The 23073-nt window shown below is 61.4% G+C and carries 21 protein-coding genes; 11 read left to right on the forward strand and 10 right to left on the reverse strand.

Annotated elements, in window-relative coordinates:
• The first annotated feature begins 133 nt into the window (after positions 1 to 133).
• The 8 genes from HB680_RS13560 to HB680_RS13595 all read left to right on the forward strand — a co-directional run bounded on the left by HB680_RS13560 (position 134) and on the right by HB680_RS13595 (position 8335).
• On the forward strand, positions 134 to 1654 hold the full coding sequence (locus HB680_RS13560; protein WP_213939135.1) for an aldehyde dehydrogenase family protein: 1521 nt from the start codon (positions 134 to 136) through the stop codon (positions 1652 to 1654).
• A gap of 259 nt (positions 1655 to 1913) precedes the next feature.
• Positions 1914 to 1985 (forward strand): pyrroloquinoline quinone precursor peptide PqqA, encoded by a 72-nt coding sequence (gene pqqA, locus HB680_RS13565; RefSeq protein WP_003253598.1) that lies wholly within the window; start codon positions 1914 to 1916, stop codon positions 1983 to 1985.
• 55 nt (positions 1986 to 2040) lie between these two features.
• Positions 2041 to 2955, forward strand: coding sequence for a pyrroloquinoline quinone biosynthesis protein PqqB (pqqB, locus tag HB680_RS13570; RefSeq protein WP_213939136.1), 915 nt, complete (start codon positions 2041 to 2043; stop codon positions 2953 to 2955).
• A gap of 159 nt (positions 2956 to 3114) precedes the next feature.
• A complete protein-coding gene (gene pqqC, locus HB680_RS13575) occupies positions 3115 to 3852 on the forward strand; it encodes a pyrroloquinoline-quinone synthase PqqC (protein ID WP_213939270.1) in 738 nt (245 codons plus the stop codon).
• Positions 3849 to 4121, forward strand: a complete 273-nt coding sequence (pqqD, locus tag HB680_RS13580; protein ID WP_213939137.1) for a pyrroloquinoline quinone biosynthesis peptide chaperone PqqD — start codon at positions 3849 to 3851, stop codon at positions 4119 to 4121. Before pqqC ends, pqqD begins: the two co-directional genes overlap by 4 nt.
• Positions 4099 to 5241, forward strand: coding sequence for a pyrroloquinoline quinone biosynthesis protein PqqE (gene pqqE, locus HB680_RS13585; RefSeq protein WP_213939138.1), 1143 nt, complete (start codon positions 4099 to 4101; stop codon positions 5239 to 5241). The genes pqqD and pqqE overlap by 23 nt, the downstream gene beginning before the upstream one ends.
• A 219-nt stretch (positions 5242 to 5460) precedes the next feature.
• A complete protein-coding gene (gene ercA, locus HB680_RS13590) occupies positions 5461 to 6624 on the forward strand; it encodes an alcohol dehydrogenase-like regulatory protein ErcA (RefSeq protein WP_213939139.1) in 1164 nt (387 codons plus the stop codon).
• Complete coding sequence (locus tag HB680_RS13595) at positions 6608 to 8335, forward strand: NahK/ErcS family hybrid sensor histidine kinase/response regulator (RefSeq protein ID WP_213939140.1); 1728 nt, start codon at positions 6608 to 6610, stop codon at positions 8333 to 8335. The genes ercA and HB680_RS13595 overlap by 17 nt, the downstream gene beginning before the upstream one ends.
• Here the strand turns inward: HB680_RS13595 and HB680_RS13600 are convergent.
• The 4 genes from HB680_RS13600 to HB680_RS13615 all read right to left on the reverse strand — a co-directional run bounded on the left by HB680_RS13600 (position 8332) and on the right by HB680_RS13615 (position 12713).
• On the reverse strand, positions 8332 to 9198 hold the full coding sequence (locus HB680_RS13600) for an aldose 1-epimerase (protein WP_213939141.1): 867 nt from the start codon (positions 9196 to 9198) through the stop codon (positions 8332 to 8334). The two genes, HB680_RS13595 and HB680_RS13600, sit on opposite strands and share 4 nt — an antisense overlap.
• A 122-nt stretch (positions 9199 to 9320) precedes the next feature.
• Positions 9321 to 10211 (reverse strand): SMP-30/gluconolactonase/LRE family protein, encoded by an 891-nt coding sequence (locus HB680_RS13605; RefSeq protein ID WP_213939142.1) that lies wholly within the window; start codon positions 10209 to 10211, stop codon positions 9321 to 9323.
• A gap of 26 nt (positions 10212 to 10237) precedes the next feature.
• The gene (locus HB680_RS13610) at positions 10238 to 11056 is read right to left on the reverse strand and encodes an NAD(P)-dependent oxidoreductase (protein WP_213939143.1); all 819 of its coding nucleotides are present in this window, start codon (positions 11054 to 11056) and stop codon (positions 10238 to 10240) included.
• Positions 11057 to 11417: 361 nt separating this feature from the next.
• On the reverse strand, positions 11418 to 12713 hold the full coding sequence (locus tag HB680_RS13615) for an OprD family outer membrane porin (protein WP_213939144.1): 1296 nt from the start codon (positions 12711 to 12713) through the stop codon (positions 11418 to 11420).
• A 293-nt stretch (positions 12714 to 13006) separates the two neighbouring features.
• On the opposite strand from HB680_RS13615, the gene HB680_RS13620 reads away from it, so the two are divergent.
• Together HB680_RS13620 and HB680_RS13625 are read left to right on the forward strand one after the other, a co-directional pair.
• Positions 13007 to 14671 carry an MFS transporter gene (locus HB680_RS13620; protein WP_213939145.1) on the forward strand — a complete coding sequence of 555 codons (1665 nt, stop codon included), beginning with the start codon at positions 13007 to 13009 and terminating at the stop codon, positions 14669 to 14671.
• Positions 14668 to 15828 carry an HlyD family secretion protein gene (locus tag HB680_RS13625; RefSeq protein ID WP_213939146.1) on the forward strand — a complete coding sequence of 387 codons (1161 nt, stop codon included), beginning with the start codon at positions 14668 to 14670 and terminating at the stop codon, positions 15826 to 15828. The genes HB680_RS13620 and HB680_RS13625 overlap by 4 nt, the downstream gene beginning before the upstream one ends.
• Before the next feature lie 105 nt (positions 15829 to 15933).
• On the opposite strand, the gene copD is transcribed toward HB680_RS13625, so the two are convergent.
• The 3 genes from copD to HB680_RS13640 all read right to left on the reverse strand — a co-directional run bounded on the left by copD (position 15934) and on the right by HB680_RS13640 (position 17659).
• Positions 15934 to 16794, reverse strand: coding sequence for a copper homeostasis membrane protein CopD (gene copD / locus HB680_RS13630; protein ID WP_213939147.1), 861 nt, complete (start codon positions 16792 to 16794; stop codon positions 15934 to 15936).
• 3 nt (positions 16795 to 16797) lie between these two features.
• Complete coding sequence (copC, locus tag HB680_RS13635) at positions 16798 to 17151, reverse strand: copper homeostasis periplasmic binding protein CopC (protein WP_213939148.1); 354 nt, start codon at positions 17149 to 17151, stop codon at positions 16798 to 16800.
• 67 nt (positions 17152 to 17218) lie between these two features.
• Positions 17219 to 17659, reverse strand: coding sequence for an acetyltransferase (locus HB680_RS13640; protein WP_213939149.1), 441 nt, complete (start codon positions 17657 to 17659; stop codon positions 17219 to 17221).
• A 135-nt stretch (positions 17660 to 17794) separates the two neighbouring features.
• On the opposite strand from HB680_RS13640, the gene HB680_RS13645 reads away from it, so the two are divergent.
• Positions 17795 to 18415: a TetR/AcrR family transcriptional regulator gene (locus HB680_RS13645; protein WP_213939150.1), complete on the forward strand. Its 621-nt coding sequence runs from the start codon at positions 17795 to 17797 to the stop codon at positions 18413 to 18415.
• A 207-nt stretch (positions 18416 to 18622) separates the two neighbouring features.
• On the opposite strand, the gene preA is transcribed toward HB680_RS13645, so the two are convergent.
• The 3 genes from preA to hydA all read right to left on the reverse strand — a co-directional run bounded on the left by preA (position 18623) and on the right by hydA (position 22917).
• On the reverse strand, positions 18623 to 19897 hold the full coding sequence (preA, locus tag HB680_RS13650; protein ID WP_213939151.1) for an NAD-dependent dihydropyrimidine dehydrogenase subunit PreA: 1275 nt from the start codon (positions 19895 to 19897) through the stop codon (positions 18623 to 18625).
• Positions 19898 to 21265, reverse strand: coding sequence for an FAD-dependent oxidoreductase (locus HB680_RS13655; protein ID WP_213939152.1), 1368 nt, complete (start codon positions 21263 to 21265; stop codon positions 19898 to 19900).
• Between the two features lie 212 nt (positions 21266 to 21477).
• Complete coding sequence (hydA, locus tag HB680_RS13660) at positions 21478 to 22917, reverse strand: dihydropyrimidinase (RefSeq protein WP_213939153.1); 1440 nt, start codon at positions 22915 to 22917, stop codon at positions 21478 to 21480.
• Positions 22918 to 23073: the final 156 nt, after the last annotated feature.

The raw sequence follows: 23073 nt of genomic DNA on the forward strand, positions 1-23073 counted from the left end.
ATTTGTGTGAAATCTACGACCAAATAACGAGAGTCCCCCCTGCCAACGGCGCATTCGTCTGGCGCGCGGGGCTCTCTACTATCGGTGCATCGCCTGTTTGCCCGACAGGCATCGACCCAGACAGAGGCCCACCATGATCTACGCACAACCTGGCACACCCGGCGCCGTCGTTTCCTTCAAGCCGCGCTACGGCAATTTCATCGGCGGCGAGTTCGTGCCGCCGGTCAATGGCGAGTACTTCACCAACACCTCGCCGGTCAACGGCGAAGTGATCGCCGAGTTTCCGCGCTCCAGCGCCGCCGACATCGACAAGGCCCTCGACGCCGCCCACGCCGCTGCCGATGCCTGGGGCAAGACCTCGGCCCAGGATCGCTCGCTGGTGCTGCTGAAAATCGCTGACCGTATCGAACAGAACCTGGAAATCCTCGCCGTCGCCGAAACCTGGGACAACGGCAAAGCCGTGCGCGAAACCCTGAACGCCGACGTGCCCTTGGCCGCTGACCATTTTCGCTATTTCGCCGGCTGCATCCGCGCGCAAGAGGGCGGCGCCGCCGAGATCAACGAGCTGACCACCGCCTATCACTTCCACGAGCCGCTGGGCGTGGTCGGGCAGATCATCCCGTGGAACTTTCCGCTGCTGATGGCCGCGTGGAAACTCGCCCCGGCCCTGGCCGCCGGCAACTGCGTGGTGCTCAAGCCTGCCGAGCAAACGCCGTTGTCGATCATGGTTTTCGCCGAGCTGATCGCCGATTTGCTGCCGGCCGGCGTGTTGAATATCGTCCAGGGTTTCGGCCGCGAAGCCGGTGAAGCCCTGGCCACCAGCAAGCGCATCGCCAAGATTGCGTTTACCGGTTCCACCCCGGTGGGCGCGCACATCATGCATTGCGCCGCCGAGAACATCATCCCGAGCACCGTGGAATTGGGCGGCAAGTCGCCGAACATCTTCTTCGAAGACATCATGAACGCCGAGCCGCAGTTCATCGAGAAAGCCGCCGAAGGTTTGGTCTTGGCTTTCTTCAATCAGGGCGAAGTCTGCACCTGTCCGTCCCGGGCGCTGGTGCAGGAGTCGATCTACGACGACTTCATGAAAGTGGTGATGCAGAAGATCGTCAAGATCAAGCGCGGCAACCCGCTGGACACCGAAACCATGGTCGGCGCCCAGGCGTCCGAGCAGCAATACGACAAGATCCTCTCGTACCTGAAAATTGCCCAGGAGGAGGGCGCCGAGCTGCTGACCGGCGGCGCGGCGGAACGGCTTGAGGGCGACTTGTCGACGGGTTATTACATCCAGCCGACCCTGCTCAAGGGTCACAACAAAATGCGCGTTTTCCAGGAAGAAATCTTCGGTCCGGTGGTGGGCATCACCACTTTCAAGGACGAAGCCGAAGCCCTGGCGATTGCCAACGACAGCGAGTTCGGCCTGGGTGCCGGCCTCTGGACCCGCGACATCAACCGCGCCTACCGCATGGGCCGGGCGATCAAGGCCGGGCGTGTATGGACCAACTGCTACCACCTGTACCCGGCGCATGCCGCGTTTGGTGGCTACAAGAAATCCGGCGTGGGTCGTGAAAACCACAAGATGATGCTCGACCACTACCAACAGACGAAAAACCTGCTGGTGAGCTACGACATCAACCCGATGGGGTTCTTCTGACCGTTCAGCAACACTGCAACTCCCCTGTGGGAGCGGGCTTGCTCGCGAAAGCGGTGTGTCATTCGGCAGTGATGTTGCCTGACACACCGCATTCGCGAGCAAGCCCGCTCCCACATTGGGTTTGTGTGTATTTGAAAACCCCGCCACACCCCCTACCAACGCACGCCGCCACCTCCTTCGAAAGTAGCATTCGGCCGTTTGGCGGCCCGTGCATTAATGGCTTTACCGGAATTGCCCGGCACAAGAAGAGGATTGACCCATGTGGACTAAACCCGCGTTTACCGATCTGCGCATTGGCTTCGAAGTGACGATGTATTTCGCCAACCGTTGATTGATCACCCGGCCAGCCGCCGCGTTGGCCGGGCCTGCCTTCTGGAGCATTGCTCATGCACATCCGTGTTCTCGGTTCTGCCGCTGGCGGCGGTTTCCCGCAATGGAACTGCAACTGTCGCCAGTGCACGGGTGTGCGCAACGGCAGCCTGCGCGCGCAACGCCGCACACAGTCGTCGATTGCCGTCAGCGACAACGGCGTGGATTGGGTGTTGTGCAATGCTTCGCCGGACATTCGTGCGCAACTCGAGAGTTTCCCGGCGCTGCAACCGGCGCGCCGATTGCGCGATACCGCCATCGCCGGGATCGTCCTGCTGGACAGCCAGATCGACCATTGCACCGGGCTGTTGAGCCTGCGCGAAGGCTGCCCGCATGACGTGTGGTGCACCGAGCGGGTTCATGCAGATTTGAGCAGTGGTTTTCCGCTGTTCAGCATGCTCAAACACTGGAACGGCGGCTTGCAGTGGCAGCCGATCGGACTGGCGCGTGAGCCGTTCAGTATCCCGGCTTGCGAACACCTGCAATTTCACGCGATACCCCTGGTCAGCAACGCACCGCCGTACTCGCCCAATCGCGGCAACCCGCAGCCGGGCGACACCATCGGCCTGTTTATCGAAGACCTGCGCAACGGCGCCTCGGTGTTCTATGCGCCGGGCCTGGGGCAAGTCGACGAAGAAGTCTTGAGCTGGATGCAACGCGCCGATTGCCTGCTGCTGGACGGCACGTTGTGGCGCGATGATGAAATGCGCGTGTGTGAAGTCGGCCAGAGCCTGGGCAGTGAAATGGGGCATCTGCCGCAAAGCGGTGCTGGCGGGATGCTTGAGGTGCTGGAGGGCTTTGGCCGCCAGCGCAAGGTGCTGATCCACATCAACAACACCAATCCGATCCTGGATGAAGACTCGGCTGAACGGGCGTTGCTGGAGCGGCGGGGGGTTGAGGTTGCTTATGACGGCATGAATCTTGTGCTGTAGCCGGCGGCCTCTTCGCGAGCAAGCCCGCTCCCACAGTGGATCTTCACTGGCCACAAAATGTGTGAACAACAGAGTCCCCCTGTGGGAGGGGCTTGCTCGCGAAGGCGCCAGACCAGACACCGCAGAACGCCCAGGAGAATCACTTTGACCACCCCCCCAATGTCCCCCATCGAATTCGAAGCCGCCCTGCGCGCCAAAGGCGCCTACTACCACATCCATCATCCCTTCCACCAAACCATGTACGCCGGCCGCGCCAGTCGCGAGCAGATTCAGGGCTGGGTCGCCAATCGCTTCTATTACCAGGTCAACATCCCGCTCAAGGACGCCGCGATCCTCGCCAATTGCCCGGACCGCGACGTGCGCCGGGAATGGCTGCAACGGATCCTCGACCACGACGGCGCGCCCGGCAGCGAAGGCGGGATCGAAGCCTGGTTGCGCCTGGGCGAAGCGGTGGGCCTGGACCGTGAACAAATCCTCTCCCAGGAACTCGTGCTGCCCGGCGTGCGGTTCGCCGTGGACGCCTACGTCAATTTCGCCCGGCGCGCCTGCTGGCAGGAAGCGGCCAGCAGTTCCCTGACCGAACTGTTCGCCCCTCAAATCCACCAATCCCGCCTCGACGCCTGGCCCACGCATTACCCGTGGATCGACGCCGGTGGCTACGACTATTTCCGCACCCGTCTGAGTCAGGCGCGGCGCGATGTCGAGCACGGTTTGCGCATCACCCTGGCGCACTACGTCACGCTCGAAGGCCAGCAGCGAATGCTGGAAATCCTCCAGTTCAAACTCGATGTGCTGTGGAGCATGCTCGATGCGATGAGCATGGCTTATGAGCTGGAACGCCCGCCGTACCACAGCGTCACCCCCTCGAACGTCTGGCACCGGGGGATTGCCCTGTGAGTCTGATCAGCCGCGAACACGCACCGGCCTTGAGGCAGGGTTTTCGCCTGCAATGGGAACCTCGGCAGGATTGCCACGTGCTGCTGTACCCCGAAGGCATGATCAAACTCAACGTCAGCGCCGGGCAGGTCCTTGATCTGCTGGATGGCAAGCGCAGTGTGGCGGCGATTATCGGCTTACTGTCCGCGAGTTTTCCCAATGTGCCGGACATCGACGAGGACGTGCTGACATTTCTGGAGGTGGCCCGTGCTCAATTCTGGATCGAATAATCCGCCGCCGGGCCCACCGCTGTGGCTGTTGGCGGAACTGACCTATCGCTGCCCGCTGCAATGCCCGTATTGCTCCAACCCGCTGGACTTTGCCCAATCCGGTGAAGAGTTGAGCACCGAAGAATGGATTCGCGTGTTCCGCGAGGCGCGTGACATGGGCGCCGCGCAACTGGGCTTCTCCGGCGGCGAACCGCTGGTGCGCCAGGACCTGGCCGAGTTGATCAAAGCCGCGCGGGACATGGGCTACTACACCAACCTGATCACCTCCGGCATCGGCCTGACCGAGCAAAAGGTTCGCGACTTCAAGGTCGCCGGGCTCGACCATATCCAGATCAGTTTCCAGGCCGCCGACGAAGCGGTGAACAACATGCTCGCCGGCTCCCGCAAGGCCTTCGCCCAGAAGTTGGCGATGGCCCGGGCCGTCAAGGCTCAGGGTTACCCGATGGTGCTGAATTTCGTCACCCACCGGCACAACATCGACCGCATCGACCGGATCATCGACCTGTGCCTGGAGCTGGAGGCGGATTTCGTCGAGTTGGCCACGTGTCAGTTCTACGGCTGGGCCGAACTCAACCGCGTCGGCCTGTTGCCGACCCGCGATCAGTTGCAGCGCGCCGAGCGCATCACTAACGAATACCGCGAACGGCTTGAGGCCCAGGGCCACCCGTGCAAACTGATTTTCGTCACCCCGGACTACTACGAAGAACGCCCGAAAACCTGCATGAACGGCTGGGCCAATCTGTTTCTCGACATCACCCCGGACGGCACCGCGCTGCCGTGCCACAGCGCCCGGCAGTTGCCGGTGCAGTTTCCCAATGTGCGCGAGCACAGCATCGAACATATCTGGACCGACTCCTTCGGTTTCAACCGCTTTCGCGGCGACGACTGGATGAAGGAACCGTGCCGTTCCTGCGATGAAAAGCACAAGGACCTGGGCGGTTGCCGCTGTCAGGCGTTCATGTTGACCGGCGATGCCGAAAACGCCGACCCGGTGTGCAGCAAGTCGCCGCACCACGGGGTGATCCTCAAGGCCCGCGAGGAAGCCGACGCGCCGGGGCAGGGCATGGAACACCTGACGTTGCGCAATGAAAAGGCTTCGCGGCTGATCTATCGCGGATAAGTAGCCATACATAGAACCCCTGTGGGAGCGGGCTTGCTCGCGAAAGCGGTGGGTCAGCTGACATGGTTGCTGACTGACACGACGCCTTCGCGAGCAAGCCCGCTCCCACAGTTGATCTGCGGTGGATGCGAGATCGTGCTACCCATTGGTCTGATTGCATTCGCAGCCGGATGCTTTAGTGTGGATCTACCTTCCAAAACAATAAAAACAGGCTTTCCAATGAGCCAGAATCTCAGCCAGCTGCGTAAATTCGTTTCGCCTGAAATCATTTTTGGTGCCGGTTGCCGGCACAATGTCGGCAATTGCGCCAAGACCTTCGGTGCCCGCAAGGTGCTGGTGGTCAGCGACCCCGGGGTGATTGCCGCCGGTTGGGTCGCGGATGTCGAGGCCAGCCTGCAAGCCCAGGGCATCGAGTATTTCCTGTATAGCGCCGTTTCGCCCAATCCACGGGTCGAAGAAGTCATGCTCGGTGCTGACCTGTACCGGGAAAACCATTGCGATGTGATCGTCGCGGTCGGTGGCGGCAGCCCGATGGATTGCGGCAAAGGCATCGGCATCGTTGTCGCCCATGGGCGCAGCATTCTTGAGTTCGAAGGCGTGGACACCATTCGCGTGCCGAGCCCGCCGCTGATCCTGATTCCGACCACCGCCGGCACCTCGGCGGACGTCTCGCAATTCGTGATCATTTCCAATCAGCAAGAACGCATGAAGTTCTCCATCGTCAGCAAAGCCGTGGTGCCCGACGTGTCGCTGATCGACCCGGAAACCACCGCGAGCATGGACCCGTTCCTGTCGGCCTGTACCGGCATCGACGCGTTGGTGCATGCCATCGAAGCCTTTGTCTCCACCGGCCACGGCCCGCTGACCGACCCGCATGCGTTGGAGGCGATGCGCCTGATCAACGGCAACCTGGTGCAGATGATCGCCAACCCGACGGACATTGCCCTGCGCGAGAAAATCATGCTCGGCAGCATGCAGGCCGGGCTGGCGTTTTCCAATGCGATCCTCGGCGCCGTGCATGCGATGTCCCACAGCCTCGGCGGTTTTCTCGACTTGCCCCACGGCTTGTGCAACGCGGTGCTGGTGGAACACGTGGTGGCGTTCAACTACAGCTCGGCGCCGGAGCGCTTCAAGGTGATTGCCGAAACGTTCGGCATCGATTGCCGGGGCCTGAATCACCGGCAGATCTGCAAGCGGTTGGTCGAACACCTGATTGCCCTGAAACATTCCATCGGCTTCCACGAAACCCTGGGTCTGCACGGGGTGAGCATGGCGGACATTCCGTTCCTGTCGCAGCACGCCATGCACGACCCGTGCATCCTGACCAATCCGCGGGAATCCAGTCAGCGTGATGTCGAGGTCGTCTATGGCGAAGCCCTCTGACGAGCAGCAACGGGCGCTGGCCGGATTACTCGGATTAGGCAGCCACTCGGCGCGCAAGAGCCATTACCCGGAGCTCTCCGCGCGGCTGGATGAACTGGAAGCCGAGCGCAATCGCTATAAATGGCTGTTCGAAAACGCTGTGCACGGGATCTTCCAGGCCAGCCTCCTGGAGGGCATGCGCGCCGCCAACCCGGCGCTGGCGCGAATGCTCGGCTACGACAATCCCCAGGAAGTGCTGTTTTCCCTGGCGGACCTGGCGAGCAACCTGTTCGTCGGTGGTGCGAAGGAGCTGGAAAACATCGGCGAAATCCTCAAGACCGAGCGCAGCCTGCATGGCTATGAAACCCAGTTGCGGCGCAAGGACGGCAGCAGCCTGGATGTGCTGATGAACCTGTTGCTCAAGCCTGATCAGGAAGGGTTGGTGGAAGGCTTTGTCGCCGACATCACCGAACGCAAACTGGCCCAGCAACGCTTGCAACAACTCAACGATGAGCTTGAGCAGCGGGTCACCGCGCGCACCGACGAATTGCTCGAAGCCAACCGCAACCTGCAACAGCAGATCACCCAACGTAAACAGATCGCCCAGGCCTTGCGCGATGCCCGAGACGCCGCCGAGGCCGCCAATCGCAGCAAGGACAAATACCTCGCCGCCGCCAGCCACGACCTGCTGCAACCGCTCAACGCCGCGCGCTTGCTGATCTCGACCTTGCGCGAACGCAAACTGCCCGACGTCGAGCAGGTGCTGGTGGAACGCACGCATCAGGCGCTGGAGGGCGCCGAAGATTTACTCACCGATTTGCTGGATATTTCCCGCCTCGATCAGGCGGCGGTGAAACCGGATGTGGCGCTGTACCGGCTCGACGAATTGCTCGCGCCGCTGGTGTCGGAATTCCAGTCGGTGGCCGAGGCGGCAGGGCTGAACCTGCGGGTGCACATGGGCGACTTCGCGATCAGCACCGACCTGCGCCTGATGACGCGGATCTTGCGCAACTTCCTCAGCAACGCCTGCCGTTACACCGACGAGGGCTGCATCCTGCTCGGCGCGCGGCGTCGGGGTGACAACCTGCGTCTGGAAGTCTGGGACACCGGGCGCGGGATCGCGGCGGATCGGCTGCACTCGATCTTCCTCGAATTCAATCAATTGGACGTTGGCCGCGCCGCTGACCGTAAAGGCGTTGGCCTCGGGCTGGCCATTGTTGAGCGCATCGCCAAGATTCTCGGCTACCGGATTCAGGTGCGCTCATGGCCGGGACGCGGCTCGGTGTTCAGTATCGACGTGCCGATTTCCCATGAAGTGCCGCTGCCGATCAGCCTGGCCGCGCCGCAACCGGGCACCGGTAATCCGTTGCCGGGCCGACGTTTGCTGGTGCTGGACAACGAAGTCAGCATCCTCGAAAGCATGAGCGCGTTGCTCGGGCAGTGGGGCTGCGAAGTGGTGATTGCCACCGATGAATTCTCGGCGCTGGCGGCGTTGCAGGGGCGGGCGCCGGAACTGATTCTGGCAGACTATCACCTCGACCACGGGGTGGTGGGCTGTGATGTGGTGCGGCACTTGCGCGAGCATTTCGACCGGGCCATCCCGGCGGTGATCATCACCGCCGACCGCACTGACCAATGCCGCCGCTCGTTGCAACGACTCGATGCGCCCCTGCTGAACAAACCGGTGAAGCCCGGCAAGTTGCGCGCGGTGCTGAGTCAGTTACTGGGTTAGGCGAGTGCGCGGTATTGCAGGCTGAAGCCCAGTGCGGTGGATTGCCCTTGCTCCAGCAGACGCAAGCCTGGGCGGCCGGGCAAGTGGTGCGCGTTGACCGGGTGGCTCACCGGTTCGATGCAGAAAAACCCGAGGCCCACCGGGCAGTACAACAGGTAGTAATCACTGCCGGTGGCCTGGCATTCCAGCTCATAACCCAAGTCCGGTTGTTGGATCAGGCAGTGGCCGTCCCACTCGCAGAAGCCGTTGTCCACCAACGTTTCCGGTAAGGCCTTGAGCGGCTGGAAATCCCAGGCGTCGGGGATCGCGCTGAGTTGGGTTGGCAGTTTCGCCGCGTCGCACAACCAGACTTGCCGGGCCTTGGCTTGCAATTGGGTGCGCGCGGTGCGTGGAAAGTAAGGGTGCAAACCGAGACCGTGCCACACCGCATGTTCGCCGAGATGGGTGACCTTCAGCTCGATGCTCAAGCGTCCTTCACTCAGGTGAAAACGCTGCTCGGCGCGGTAAGCGAAAGGGCTGGTGCAATCGAGTTGCAGGACGGCTTCGTGGCGGGTTTGGGAAATGATCCGCCATGGTTGTTGCCAGGCGCTGCCGTGGATGGGCAGGGGATCGGTGAGGCTGTTGGGCTGCAGCGCGAGCCAGCCTTCGGGACACTCGAAACCGCCCTCGGAAATCCGGTTGGACCACGGCGCCAAGGGGTAACAGCCGAGTTTACCGGGCAGGCCGGTGTTCAGCGCTTGGGCGTCGCTGCGGCGCAATAACGGTTGACCGGTGCTGCGCACGGTCCAGTTGACGATGCTCGCACCGAGTTCGGGGGCGAGGGTGAGGTGGGTGAGGTCGTCTTCGAGTTCGAGCAGTTTCATGATTTTGTTCTGCGTGAGGGTTGAAAAGATCGCAGCCTTCGGCAGCTCCTACAGAGACCGGGTACATCCGGGCGAACGTCAATCCTGTAGGAGCTGCCGAAGGCTGCGATCTTTTAGGCTGTTCAACAATCCTGAAATAGCGGCTCAGGCAAACCCTTCACCCCGGGATTCAAGGCAAACACTCCGCCCGCCAACGACTGTTCATCATGGTCATCGCCCAGGCGAATCGAGGTCACGAACAAGGTGTCCAACCGACTACCACCAAACGCACACATGGTCGGTTTTTTCACCGGCACCGCAAGGGACCGATCCAGCCGACCATCCGGAGTAAACCGGTGAATCAGCCCGGCGTCGTTGGCGCAGATCCAGTAGCAGCCTTCGGCATCGACAGCGGCGCCATCGGGGCGGCCTTCGAGGTGATTCATGTCGACGAACAACCGCCGATTGCTCGGCGTGCCGCTGTCGATGTCGTAATCGAAGGCCCAGATTTGCTGGGCCAAGGGATGGGAATCGGACAAGTACATCGTCCGGCCATCCGGGCTGAAACCCAGGCCGTTGGGCACGAGAAATCCGCTGAGTCGGGCCTCAATCGGCCCACGCTGGCCACTGCTGTAGCGATACAACGTGCCTTCGGCCACGTTGGCGCCCATGTTCAGCACCATGCTGCCGGCCCAGAAACGCCCCTGGCGATCACAGCGGCCATCGTTCAGGCGCATGTCGGGGCGGGTGTGATCGACGTGGGCCAGCAGTTCGCTGTCGAGGCTGCCGTCGTTGTGCGGGCGCAGGCGAAAGAATCCGCTTTCCATGCCCGCGACCCAGCCGCCGTCGCTGTGCCGCGCAATGCAGGCGAGCATTTCCGGGGCGGTCCAGGCATCGACGTGACCGGTGGCGGCGCTCCAGCGCTGCAAACCCCCAGCGGGAATATCGACCCAGTACAGGGCGTTTTCCTCGGGAACCCAGACCGGGCTTTCACCGACCGCGTTACGGGCATCGACAATCAATTCGGCTTGCATGGCGACTGATTCCTGTGAACGTGGGTTTAGTCGCCGAACGGGCCGGACGCCACAAACGCGCCACCCTGATAAACCATGGCCGGGTCATCCGCCGCAGGCATCGGTTGCGCTTCGATCTTGTCGCGGAACACTTCGGAGTTGTCCAGCGGGACATAACCCAGGCCAGCGGCGTAGCGGTTGTCCCACCAGACGTTCTTGTTGTCCGACACTCCGTAGACGATGGTGTGGCCGACATTCGGTGCGTACAACGCGCGTTCCAGCAGTTGGGTCAGGTCGCCGAAGCTCAACCAGGTGCTCATCATGCGACGGTTCTGCGGTTCCGGGAACGAGGAGCCAATGCGGATGCTGACGGTTTCGATGCCATAGCGATCGAAGTAGAAACTCGCAATGTCTTCGCCGTAAGACTTGGACAGACCGTAGTAGCTGTCCGGGCGGCGCGGGGAGCGGGCGTCGATCACTTCGTCCTGTTTGTAGAAACCGATGACGTGATTGGAACTGGCGAAGATCACCCGTTTCACGCCATGCCGACGTGCGGCTTCGTAGATGTGGAACACGCCGCAGATGTTGGCGCCGAGGATCTCTTCGAACGAATGCTCGGTGGAGACGCCGCCAAAATGCAGGATCGCGTCCACGCCTTCGACCAGTTGATGCACGGCTTGCTTGTCGGCGAGGTCGCAGGTCACGACTTCTTCGCGGTCATCGATGGCCGGGGCGATGTCGGCGATGTCCGACAGGCGAATCACATTGGCGTAGGGGCGCAGGGTTTCGCGCAGCACTTTACCGAGGCCACCGGCGGCGCCGGTCAGGAGCAGGCGATTGAAAGGGGCAGGGGAAGTCGTGGTCATGATGGTTCCTGAATATAGAGTCATTGCAGTTGTTGTAGGTTGTCGTATGACTTGCGCGAAGTATCGTTAGGCTTTCCGGTGCTTGTCAACGCGTGGGTGGTTGAAATTGACGGAGGGTCTTGCCTTCCCGCGATCGTTGTAGCAACTGGCGAAGCCTGCGTTCGGCTCATGTAGCAGCTGCCGAGGCACGAGGCTGCGTTCGGCTGCAAAGCAGTCGTGAGTCTAGGCGACGCGGCGTGTCAGAAAGACCGCGGGCGCAGGTTTTACGACTGCTTCGCAGCCGAACGCAGCCTCGTACCTCGGCAGCTGCTACAAAAAAGTTGGCGCGCCAATAGGTTTCAGCCTTGAAGCGAAACCTGCCTCACAACAACGAAATCGGGTAGCTGATAAAGATCCGGTTCTCATCGAACTCATTCGTGCTGAAGTCCTTGCGAATACTCGCATTGCGCCATTTCACATTGAGGTTCTTCAGCACACCGCTCTGCACGGTATACGCCAGTTCCGATTCTCGGCCCCATTCCTTGCCGTCGGTGATCGCCCCGGTGTGCACGTTATCGCCGCTGATGTAGCGGTTCATCATGGTCAGGCCCGGAATGCCGAGGGCGACGAAGTTGTAGTCGTGGCGCAGTTGCCAGGATTTTTCCTTGGCGTTGTCGTAGCTGGAGTTGTAACTGTCGTTGGCCAGGGTGCCGCCGCTGGTGCCGTTGACCCGCATCCAGGCATCGTCGCCGGTGAGTTTTTGCAGGCCGACGTAGAAGGTGCTGCCACCGTATTTGGCCGAGAGCATGGCGAAGGTGGTTTTGTTGTCCAGTTCGCCGGCCAGGGCGCTGCCGTCTTCCTTGCCGGTGAAGAACCCGAGGTTGGCGCCCAGGGTCCAGTCGCCGATGGGCTGGCTGTGGCTCAGGTTGAAATACTCTTGCTGGTAAATGTCGCTGAGTTCCGAGTACCAGACGCCGACCAGCGTGCGCTTTTCATTAAAGGTGTATTCGCCGCCACCGAAGTTGAAACGGTCCGAGGTGAACGCCGCTTTGCCGTTCATCGACATGTCGTCCATGCTCGAATCGTTGCGCGGGCTGTTGGCGCGGAACTGCCCGCCGTAAAGCTTCAGGCCATCGATTTCGCTGGAAGTGACCTGACCGCCACGGAAGGTTTGCGGCAGGGAGCGGCCATCGTCCGAGCGCAGGACTGGCAGCACCGGCATCCATTCGCCGACCTTCAATTCGGTTTTCGACAGCTTGGCCTTGAATGCCACGTTGGTGCGACCGAAGTTGTCCGCCGGGCGCCCGTCATGATCCAGCGGCAGCAACTGCGTGCCGCCGGTGCCTTTACCGCCATCGAGTTTCAACGAGTACAACCCCAGCACGTCCACGCCGAACCCGACCGTGCCCTGGGTGAAGCCGGACTTGGCGTCGAGGATAAAGCTTTGCGTCCACTCTTCAGCCTTGCCCTGCGGGTAGGCGGGGTTGGTGAAGTTGCGATTGAAATAGGCGTTACGCAGGTTCAGCGTGGCGCTGGCGTCATCGACAAAACCTTCGGCGTGGCTGCCCATGGGCAAGGCGAGGGCCAGGCTGCTGCAACCGATCAGGCTCAGGGTGTGGCGGCGGACGAAAGTCGGGCGAGGGGTGCAGACGGAGGAATGGCGGACGAGTTTGCTCACAGTGACGTTCCCTTTTGTTTCTTGTTGTTTTTATTTTTGTCATACGTCGTCGTACAACATGGCGGCGATTATTTGCGAGGCTTTGCGGGATTGTCAATCACAAGTTGTACGATGACATCGGGGCTTAAACCCCAACCCCTGTGGGAGCGGGCTTGCTCGCGAAGGCGGTGTGTCAGGCGACATTGATGTTGAATGTTCCGCCGCTTTCGCGAGCAAGCCCGCTCCCACAAGGGTTATGTGTTTTGTCGGGAGTTTTGCGGCAAACTGGCGACATCTCAGAACAAGGCTCTTGAATGGATCACTACGCCCCGCGCGACTGGCAGCCCCACGAGCGGCCCAGTCTGCCCGGTTCTCCTTCGACGCCCGATCACTCCAATCCCAAGCGCCTGGCGTATGCGCTGGTGGGTTTGCTGGTGGCGTTGACGGGTGGCCTCGGCAATTCGCTGGTGATTGCCAACCTGCCTTACCTGCAAGGCGCGCTGGGCGCGACCACCGCCGAGATGGCCTGGCTGCCGGCGGCCTATGTGATGACCAACGTCTCGATGAACCTGCTGCTGGTGAAGTTTCGCCAGCAGTTCGGCCTGCGCGCGTTCACCGAAGTGTTCCTGGTGCTCTACGCCCTGGTGACCTTCGGCCACTTGTTCGTCAACGACCTGAGTTCGGCCATCGCCGTGCGCGCGGCCCACGGCATGGTCGGCGCGGCGCTGAGTTCCCTGGGCCTGTATTACATGATCCAGGCGTTCCCGGCGAAATGGCGGATGAAGGCGCTGGTGCTGGGGTTGGGGGCGTCGCAACTGGCGCTGCCGCTGGCCCGGTTGTTCTCCGAAGACCTGATGCAGATCGCCGAATGGCGCGGCTTGTACCTGTTCGAGTTGGGCATGGCGCTGCTGACCCTGGGCTGCGTGTTCCTGCTCAAGTTGCCGCCGGGTGACCGCTTCAAGACCTTCGAAAAACTCGACTTCCTGACCTTTGCCATCCTCGCCACCGGCGTGGCCTTGCTCTGCGCCGTGCTGTCCCTGGGCCGCATCGACTGGTGGCTGGAAGCCCCGTGGATCGGTATCGCCTCGGCGACTTCCATCGCGTTGATCCTCGCCGGCCTGGCCATCGAACATAACCGCAGCAACCCGATGCTGATGACCCGTTGGCTCGGCAGCGGCGTGATGATTCGCCTGGCCCTGGCGGTGATCCTGATTCGCATGGTGTTGTCCGAGCAATCCACCGGCGCGGTCGGTTTCATGCAGGCGCTGAACATGAGCAGTCAGCAACTGCACAGCCTGTACGTGGTGATGTTGCTCGGCAGCATCGCCGGTCTGGCCACCAGCGCCCTGACCATTGACCCCAAACACCTGTTTATGCCGCTGATCGTGTCCCTGGCAATGATGGCGGTCGGCTCGGTCATGGACAGTTATTCAAACAACCTGACCCGCCCGGAAAATATGTACTTCAGCCAGTTTCTGCTGGCCTTCGGCGGCACGTTTTTCCTCGGCCCGACCATGGTCCTCGGCACGCGCCGGGTGTTGACCAACCCGCGTAATCTGGTGAGTTTCTCGGTGCTGTTCGGGATCTGCCAGAACCTCGGTGGCTTGATCGGCGCGGCGTTGCTGGGCACGTTCCAGATCGTTCGCGAGAAATTTCATTCCAGCAACATCGTCGAACACCTGACAATGCTTGATCCGCGCGTAGCGGCTCGGGTGCAAAGCGGCGGCAACGCGGTGGGCTCGATGATCGCCGATCCGAGCCTGCGCAACCTGCAAGGCATTCGCAGCCTGGCGACGGCGGCCACGCGCGAAGCCAACGTGCTGGCCTATAACGATGTGTTCATGCTGATCGCCGTGATTGCGGTGCTGACCATGATCTGGATTTCCATTCGCGCCCTGTGGCTGATGAGCACCACCCAAACCGTCGCCCCAGCGCCTGCCACTCCATCCGTTCAACCCAGCGGTGCTACCTCTTCATGACTGAACCGACCACCACGACCACCAACGCCATCGCCGCCACCCCCGAAGGTGTGGCGCCACCGTCCACGCCGGCCACCGAACCGCGCTCGCTGCGGGTGCGGATTATCTCTTCATTGGGCTTTGCGGCGATTGCCATTGTTGGCGTGCTGATCGTGTTGTACGCCTGGCAACTGCCGCCGTTCAGCAGCGCGGTGGAAACCACCGAAAACGCGTTGGTGCGCGGCCAGGTCACGATCATCGGCCCGCAACTCAGCGGCTATGTGTACGAAGTGCCGGTGACGGATTTTCAGTTTGTGAAGGCCGGCGATTTGCTGGTGCGCCTCGATGACCGGATCTACAAGCAGCACCTCGATCAATCCCTGGCGCAACTGGCGGTGCAGAAAGCCGCGCTGGCCAACGTGGTGCAGCAACGCAACAGCGCCGAAGCGACGATCAAGTTGCGTCAGGCTGCCGTTGCCGACAGTCAGGCCCAGGCGCGTAAAAGTGAAGCCGATCTACGCCGCAACAAAGCGTTGATCAACGACGGCTCGGTGTCCAAACGTGAACTGGACGTGACCCTGGCCGCCAACGCCCAGACCATCGCGGCGGTCGCCCAAGCCCAGGCCAATCTGGAAATCGCCCGGCAGGACCTGCAAACGGTGATCGTCAATCGCGGCTCGCTGGAAGCGGCGGTGGCCAGCGCGGAAGCGGCGGTGCAACTGGCGCGGATTGACCTGTCCAACACCCGCGTTTTAGCGCCGCGTGATGGTCAGCTCGGACAGATCGGCGTGCGTCTCGGCGCCTACGTCAACTCCGGCGCGCAGTTGATGGCGTTGGTGCCGAACCAGTTGTGGGTGATCGCCAACATGAAGGAAACCCAGATGGACGACGTGCGGGTCGGCCAACCGGTGAGCTTCACCGTCGATGCGCTCGACCATCGCAAATTCAAGGGACGGGTGCAGCGGATCTCACCGGCTACCGGTTCTGAGTTCAGCTTGTTGCAAGCCGACAACGCCACCGGCAACTTCGTCAAAATCGCCCAGCGCGTGCCGGTGCGGATTACGGTGGATGAGGGGCAGGAACAGAGTGAACGGTTGCGGCCGGGGATGTCGGTGGTGGTTAGCATTGATACCGCCGGGGAAGGGCACAACGATAAATCTGACACCACACAAAACTGAAATGTGGGAGCGGGCTTGCTCGCGAAAGCGGCGGTACATTCAACATCAATGTCGCCTGACACACCGCCTTCGCGAGCAAGCCCGCTCCCACAGGGGATCTGTGTTTCAGCTGGCGATCATCGGCGGCATGGTCCCCAATAACGAAACCGCCGCCACCGCCCCCATCCCCAGCAGCCACTCCAGCAGCACACTGGTCTTGAGTGTTCCCACCCGCTGTTCACAGTCCTTGATCCGCAACCGATTGAACAACGCCAACCCGAGCATCAACGCCACCAGCACGACCTTGATCAACAGAATCAACGCAAACCCGGACAGCAGCGGCGTCGGCCAGAATGCGCCGGTGAGCACGCGAACATTGATCAGCCCGGTAATCACCAACCCCGCGACCAAGCCGTAACCCACGCCACTGAAGCGGCGCAGGATCGTGCTCAGCGAGTGGCCGGCCGGTTGCCGCAGGATCATCACCAACAGCATCAACCCGCCAAGCCACGCGCCGACGCAGGTCAAGTGAATAATCTGGTTGAGAATCAGCAACTGGCCGCTGAGCCCATCGAGCATCGCACCGTGACCGACTGGCGCCAGGGTCGCGAGCAGCAGGCCACTGACGATCAGCCTCAGCGGCGCGTGGGAGCGCAGTGGCGTCAGCAGCAACCCCAGCAGCACCGCGTTGAGCAGCAGATGCCAAGTCCAGACCTGGCCGAAAAAGGTATTGCGCAGCACCAAAACCAGGGTCGACGGATCGAAAGCCGCGTGCCAGGCGCCGGCCATGCTGGCGGTGATCAGCAGCAGCCAGGTCACGCCGCTGATCAGTGCCACGGCGGTCAGCCAAAGACCCACGCGCGCCAGACGCCGATCCAGAGGCTCGGCGCCAGCCTTCAACAGCAGGGGCCTGAACACCCAGGCCCCGAACAGCATCAACACCACCACAAAATGCAGGAAGCGGCACAGCACCAGCGCGTCGGTCATGAATTACTGGCCGACCTTGAAGCTGTAGGCGCCTTCGCTTTTGTGCGTGTCGACCGATACCGCGTGCCATTCGACCTTGTACTCACCCGCTGTTAACGGAGCATCAGGGGTGACGATCAGGGTTTTCTTGTCACTGCCTTCAGTCGCCAGTTTTTTCACTGGCACGCCGTTGATGGACACCTTGGTGAAGGTCGCTTCAACGCCTTCGGAAAACACCAGGCGCAGTTCCGTCGGCGCGCTTACGGTGCTGTCGGCGGCCGGGACCTGGCTTTTCAGATGCGCGTGGGCGAACACCGACGAAGCGGCGAGCAGCGAGCCGAGCAGGGCGGCGGTAGTCAGGAGTCTTTTCAGCAGCATGGTCAGTTACCTTCTGGGCAGATGAATGGGCGTCACTTAAGCATGAACGCGGCGCGCCGGGAAATGTTTACGCCGGTCGCAGCGCCAGGTGAATCACCGGAAATGGCCGGCCTTGGCCATCGGTTGGCGAACGGCCGGTCTGTTCAAAACCATAGTGCAAATAGAAACCGTGGGCCTGGGGATTCTGTTCGTTGACGTCCACGCTCAAGGTGTCGTGCAGCGCTTTGACGTGGTCGAGCAGTCGGCGGCCGAGGCCCTGGCCCCGGTGGGCCGGTTCGATAAACAGCATTTCCACGTTGCTGTTGGCAGTGGCGATGAAGCCGGCGGGCGTGCCGTCCGGGTTGTCGCCGACCCACACCGTCAGCGCTGGCAGGTAGGCATCGCGCACCAACGGATAGAAGAAGCGGATGTCGTCTTCGCCCAGGAAATCATGGGTGGCGCGCACCGAGCGTTCCCACAGGGCGGCGAGGGCGGCATCGTCGGCGGGGACGCGGGGTCGAATGTTCACGGTGGGTGATCCATTGCGGCGAAAAGTGCGGCGGATGCTACCCAATCGGTTTTCCCCGGGAAAGTGAAAAAAGGTCTGTCGCCGCGATCCAGAGCGGATGCTAGTCTTGGGCAACGCTGTTGTCAGGGAGCCCTCATGGGCAATCACAAGATCGAGATTCGTCGCAGTAACGTCGAAAAAATCCTGCTCGGGGCCGAAAAGGTCTTCGCCGAAAAAGGCTTCGGCAGCACCGCCATGGCGGACATCGCCGCCGAAGTGCAACTGCCGCGCTCCAATCTGCATTACTACTTCAGCACCAAGGGCGAGTTGTACAGCGCGGTGTTGTTCGACCTGCTCGAAGTGTGGAAGCAGGACGCCTTGTGCTTCGAGATGTTCGACGACCCACGGGTGGTGCTCAGCAGCTACATCCGCGCCAAGATGAACCATTCCCGCAGCCGGCCGTACGGTTCGAAAGTCTGGGCCAACGAAATCATCCACGGCGCACCGACCCTGGGTGAAAAACTGGACGTGAGCCTGTACGACTGGGCCAAGATGAAAGAAGCGAAAATTCGCCAGTGGGTGGAGGACAAACGCATCCTGCCGGTGGAACCTTCCGCGCTGTTGTACATGATCTGGGCCTCGACCCAGCATTACGCGGACTTTGATCATCAGGTGAATATTCTGAATGACCACCAGCCGTTGTCGGACATGCAGTTCGAGCGGGCGGTGCAGACGGTGACCAGTGTGATATTGCGCGGGATTGGGTTGGAGCCTTGAGAATATAGGCGTTCTTTAGAAACACCCCTCACCCCAGCCCTCTCCCCAGAGGGGAGAGGGGGGAAGGGAGCAGACCGCATGCTTTTCAAATCCTGAGTTCGACTCGGAATTTCAGGTCGATGTAGCTCGTAAGACACCTCGGTCAGTCCCCTCTACCCCTTGGGGAGAGGGTTAGGGTGAGGGGTGGATTCCGGATCAATCCCCTCTCTACAGCGCAACGTGGTAGGGATTGCGCGGATCATGATTCCAATCCAGAAACGGCTTGCCGTTTTCCATCGGTACCATCTCGATGCAGTCCTCCACCGGACACGTGATCTGGCACAAATTGCACCCCACGCACTCATCATCAATCACTTCATATTTATGCGTCCCGTCTGCCTGCTTGAGGCTGGCAATCGCCTGGTGCGACGTGTCCTCGCAAGCAATGTGGCAACGCCCGCAACCAATACACGCCTCCTGATCAATCTTCGCAATCACCTGATAGTTGATGTCGAGGTATTTCCAGTCCGTGGTATTGCCCACCGCGCGCCCGGAAAATTCCGACACGCTGGCGTAACCCTGACTGTCCATCCAGCGCGATAAACCGTCCTTCATTTCGTCGACAATCCGGAAACCATGCAGCATCGCCGCCGTGCACACCTGCACCGCGCCGCTGCCCAGGGCGATGAATTCCGCCGCGTCGCGCCAACTGCCGATGCCGCCAATGCCGCAGATCGGCAGGCCTTGGGTCTGCGGGTCGCGGGCGATTTCGGCGACCATGTTCAGCGCAATCGGCTTCACCGCCGAGCCGCAATATCCGCCGTGGGTGCTTTGATGGCCGACCGTTGGGATGGCGACCATTTGCTCCAGGTTGACGCTGGTGATCGAGTTGATCGTGTTGATCAGCGACACCGCATCGGCGCCGCCACGGTGGGCCGCACGGGCGGCGACGCGGATGTCGGTGATGTTCGGCGTGAGCTTGACGATCACCGGCAGCGAGCAATAGGTCTTGCACCAACGGGTGACCTGTTCGACGTACTCCGGCACTTGGCCGACCGCCGCGCCCATGCCCCGTTCCGGCATGCCGTGAGGGCAGCCGAAATTGAGTTCGATGCCGTCGGCGCCGGTGGCTTCCACCAGCGGCAGGATGAATTTCCACGACTCTTCGACACACGGCACCATCAGCGACACGATTAGCGCGCGGTCCGGCCAGTCCTTTTTCACCTGGGTGATTTCCCGCAGATTGATCTCCAGCGAGCGGTCGGTGATCAGCTCGATGTTGTTGATGCCCATGACTTCACGGTTGGCGCCGAAGTGCGCCGAGTAACGCGACGAAACGTTGACCGCCGCCGGGTCTTCACCCAGGGTTTTCCAGACCACGCCACCCCAGCCGGCCTCGAAGGCGCGGACCACGTTGTAGGCTTTGTCGGTGGGTGGCGCGGAGGCCAGCCAGAACGGATTGGGGGCTTTGATACCGGCGAAGACAATCGAGAGATCGGCCATTTACGCAGCCTCCACGTTGAGCATGAGTTGCGCGTTGATCGCTTCCGCCGCGCGTTTGCCGTGCTGCACCGCTTGCACGGTCAGGTCCTGATCGAGACTGGTGCAGTCGCCGCCGGCATACACGCCGGGGATGCTGGTGCGCAGGTTGTCGTCCACCTGGATGCGTTCGCCCTGACGCTTGAGTTCCCGGGCCAGCGGATCGGCGAGGGCGCTGCCGTCGAAAGCCTGGCCGATGGCTTTGAAGATCGCATCGGCCGCCAGCTCGAAGGTTTGCCCGGTGGTTTGCAGGCGACCTTCGAGCATGTGGGTGCGGGCGAAGCGCATGCCGCGCACATTGCCTTGATCGTCGAGCAAGACTTCTTCCGGTTGGGCCCAGGTTAGCAAGCGCACCTGATTGGCCTTGGCGATGTCTTGTTCGTGACCGGTGGCGCCCATGTCCTCGACGCCACGGCGATACACCAGGTTCACATCGCGAGCGCCGAGCCGGGCCATTTGCACCGCCATGTCGATCGCGGTGTTGCCGGCACCGAGGACGATGCAACGGTCGGCCAGCGGCAGTTGCGTCAGGTCATCGGCCTGGCGCAATTCGCGGATGTAATCGGTGGCGGCAACCAGCCCCGGCGCATCTTCATGGACCAGGCCGAGTTGTTTACTGGCGGCCAGTCCGAGGCCGAGGAACACCGCGTCGAATTGCTGGTGCAGTTCGCTCAGGGTCAGGTTCTCGCCAAGTTTCTGCCCGTGGCGGATTTCAATGCCGCCGATCTGCAGCAGAAAATCCAGTTCCTTTTGCGCGTAATCGTCCACCAGTTTGTACTTGGCGATCCCGTATTCATTGAGGCCACCAGCCTTTTCCCTGGCTTCGAAAATCACCACGTCATGCCCGTGCATCGCACTGCGGTGAGCGCAGGACAAACCGGCCGGACCGGCACCCACCACAGCAATACGCTTGCCGGTGGCGGCGGCCCGTTGGAACGGGTGTTCGCTGAAGTGCGCGTTGTCCACGGCATAGCGTTGCAGCAGGCCGATCAACACCGGCGCGCATTCGTGATCGTTGTTACGCACACACGCTTGCTGGCACAGGATTTCCGTCGGACAGACCCGGGCGCAACTGCCGCCGAGGATGTTCGCCGAAAGGATTTTCTGCGCGGCGCCCTGGACGTTTTCCGTGTGGATATTGCGGATGAACGATGGAATATCGATCTCGCTTGGACAGGCGTTCACGCATGGCGCGTCGTAGCAATACAGGCAGCGCGAGGCTTCCAGATGCGCCTGACGGTCATTGAGTGGCGGCGCCAGATCAGTGAAATGTCCGGCGAGGGCGGCCGCATTTTCGTAGGGATGCGGGAGGTGGTTCAGGGTCTTGATCACGGTTTAAGGCCTCATATTTTTTTGAGGTGTCTGCCTCTGGTGGGCAGTGGTTGGGTGCTGCGCCATCCCGTGTAGGAGCTGCCGAAGGCTGCGATCTTTTGATCTTGACCTTAAAAACAAGATCAAAAGATCGCAGCCTTCGGCAGCTCCTACAGGGGATCGTATTTCAAATGTGGGAGCGGGCTTGCCCGCGAAGGCCGAAGGCCTCGATCTCAGCGTTTCACCGCAACCGGCTTATTCAACTCAGCCCGCTTGCTCAGCAAATCAAACACCGCTGGATACGCCGGCCGTTCGACATACCGTCCGGCACCACGCTCGGCGCGCAAGTCGCCATCGGCCCAGACCACACGGCCCTGGCTGACGGTGTGGCTGGGCACGCCGCGCACGGTCTTGCCTTCGAAGATGTTGAAGTCCACCTGCTGATGGTGGGTTTTGGCGGAGATGGTCCGCGTACCTTCCGGGTCCCACAGCACCAGGTCGGCATCGGCGCCGACGCGGATCGCGCCTTTGCGCGGGTAGAGGTTGAAAATCTTCGCGGTGTTGGTGGAAGTCAGCGCCACAAAGTGCTGCATCGACAAGCGACCGCTGTTCACCCCTTCATCCCACAGCACGGCCATGCGGTCTTCGATACCCGCCGTGCCATTCGGGATTTTGCTGAAATCGTCCTTGCCGGCGGCTTTTTGCTCGGCGCAGAAACAGCAGTGGTCGGTAGCGGTGGTGTGCAGGTTGCCGGATTGCAGGCCATGCCAAAGCGCTTCCTGATGGCCGCGAGGGCGGAAGGGCGGGCTCATCACGTAACCGGCGGCGGTCTGCCAGTCCGGATGTCGGTAGACGCTGTCGTCCAGTAGCAGATGCCCGGCGAGGACTTCGCCATAGACCTGTTGGCCCTTGCTGCGGGCGTAGGTGATTTCGTCGAGGGCTTCCTTGGTTGAAACGTGCACCAGGTACAACGGCGTACCGATGGTTTCGGCAATGCGGATCGCCCGGCTCGCGGCTTCGCCTTCCACTTGCGACGGCCGCGACAGTGGATGCGCTTCCGGGCCGGTGATGCCCTGGGCCATCAGCTTGCGTTGCAGGTGATAGACCAACTCACCGTTTTCCGCGTGCACGGTCGGCACCGCGCCGAGTTCCAGGCAGCGCTCGAAACTCGCCACCAGGGTGTCGTCGGCGGCCATGATCGCGTTCTTGTAGGCCATGAAATGCTTGAAGCTGTTGATGCCGTGATGGCTGACCAACTCGGCCATTTCCTCGCGCACCTGCTCGCTCCACCAGGTGATCGCGACATGGAAACCGTAGTCCGACGCCGACTTCTCGGCCCAGCCGCGCCACTGGTGAAACGCCTCCATCAACGACTGCTGAGGGTTGGGAATCACGAAGTCAATGATCGACGTGGTGCCACCGGCCAGACCCGCCGCGGTGCCACTGAAAAAGTCTTCACTGGCCACCGTGCCCATGAAGGGCAGTTGCATGTGGGTGTGGGGATCGATGCCGCCCGGCATCAAATATTGGCCGCTGCCGTCGAGCACTTCGGCACCGGCGGGAACATCAAGGTTTTCACCAATGGCCTTGATCACGCCGTCGGCGCAATACACGTCGGCGCGGTAACTTTCATCATGGGTAATAACGGTGGCGCCACGGATCAACAGAGACATTCCGAGTTCCTCGCAGGCATGACCGACTTATGCCGGTTCTAAATGTTTTATATGAAGCCGACGCAAACAGGTGTATTCCTGTCAGCGCTGTCAGGAATAGACGCTAGCTGGAGTTCAAGGAATGAGCAAGATTATTTTTTATAAGCTTATATCGAT

Source organism: Pseudomonas sp. dw_612 (assembly GCF_018449725.1).
Taxonomy (GTDB): domain Bacteria; phylum Pseudomonadota; class Gammaproteobacteria; order Pseudomonadales; family Pseudomonadaceae; genus Aquipseudomonas.

What these genes read in the sequence shown, in the direction of transcription:
- HB680_RS13620 (WP_213939145.1), top strand. Translation starts at nt 13,007, where the DNA reads ATGGATCACTACGCCCCGCGCGACTGGCAGCCCCACGAGCGGCCCAGT.
- HB680_RS13560 (WP_213939135.1), top strand. Translation starts at nt 134, where the DNA reads ATGATCTACGCACAACCTGGCACACCCGGCGCCGTCGTTTCCTTCAAG.
- HB680_RS13645 (WP_213939150.1), top strand. Translation starts at nt 17,795, where the DNA reads ATGGGCAATCACAAGATCGAGATTCGTCGCAGTAACGTCGAAAAAATC.
- pqqB (WP_213939136.1), top strand. Translation starts at nt 2,041, where the DNA reads ATGCACATCCGTGTTCTCGGTTCTGCCGCTGGCGGCGGTTTCCCGCAA.
- copC (WP_213939148.1), bottom strand. Translation starts at nt 17,151, where the DNA reads ATGCTGCTGAAAAGACTCCTGACTACCGCCGCCCTGCTCGGCTCGCTG.
- HB680_RS13625 (WP_213939146.1), top strand. Translation starts at nt 14,668, where the DNA reads ATGACTGAACCGACCACCACGACCACCAACGCCATCGCCGCCACCCCC.
- pqqC (WP_213939270.1), top strand. Translation starts at nt 3,115, where the DNA reads ATGTCCCCCATCGAATTCGAAGCCGCCCTGCGCGCCAAAGGCGCCTAC.
- copD (WP_213939147.1), bottom strand. Translation starts at nt 16,794, where the DNA reads ATGACCGACGCGCTGGTGCTGTGCCGCTTCCTGCATTTTGTGGTGGTG.
- HB680_RS13595 (WP_213939140.1), top strand. Translation starts at nt 6,608, where the DNA reads ATGGCGAAGCCCTCTGACGAGCAGCAACGGGCGCTGGCCGGATTACTC.
- HB680_RS13605 (WP_213939142.1), bottom strand. Translation starts at nt 10,211, where the DNA reads ATGCAAGCCGAATTGATTGTCGATGCCCGTAACGCGGTCGGTGAAAGC.
- preA (WP_213939151.1), bottom strand. Translation starts at nt 19,897, where the DNA reads ATGGCCGATCTCTCGATTGTCTTCGCCGGTATCAAAGCCCCCAATCCG.
- hydA (WP_213939153.1), bottom strand. Translation starts at nt 22,917, where the DNA reads ATGTCTCTGTTGATCCGTGGCGCCACCGTTATTACCCATGATGAAAGT.
- HB680_RS13600 (WP_213939141.1), bottom strand. Translation starts at nt 9,198, where the DNA reads ATGAAACTGCTCGAACTCGAAGACGACCTCACCCACCTCACCCTCGCC.
- HB680_RS13610 (WP_213939143.1), bottom strand. Translation starts at nt 11,056, where the DNA reads ATGACCACGACTTCCCCTGCCCCTTTCAATCGCCTGCTCCTGACCGGC.
- ercA (WP_213939139.1), top strand. Translation starts at nt 5,461, where the DNA reads ATGAGCCAGAATCTCAGCCAGCTGCGTAAATTCGTTTCGCCTGAAATC.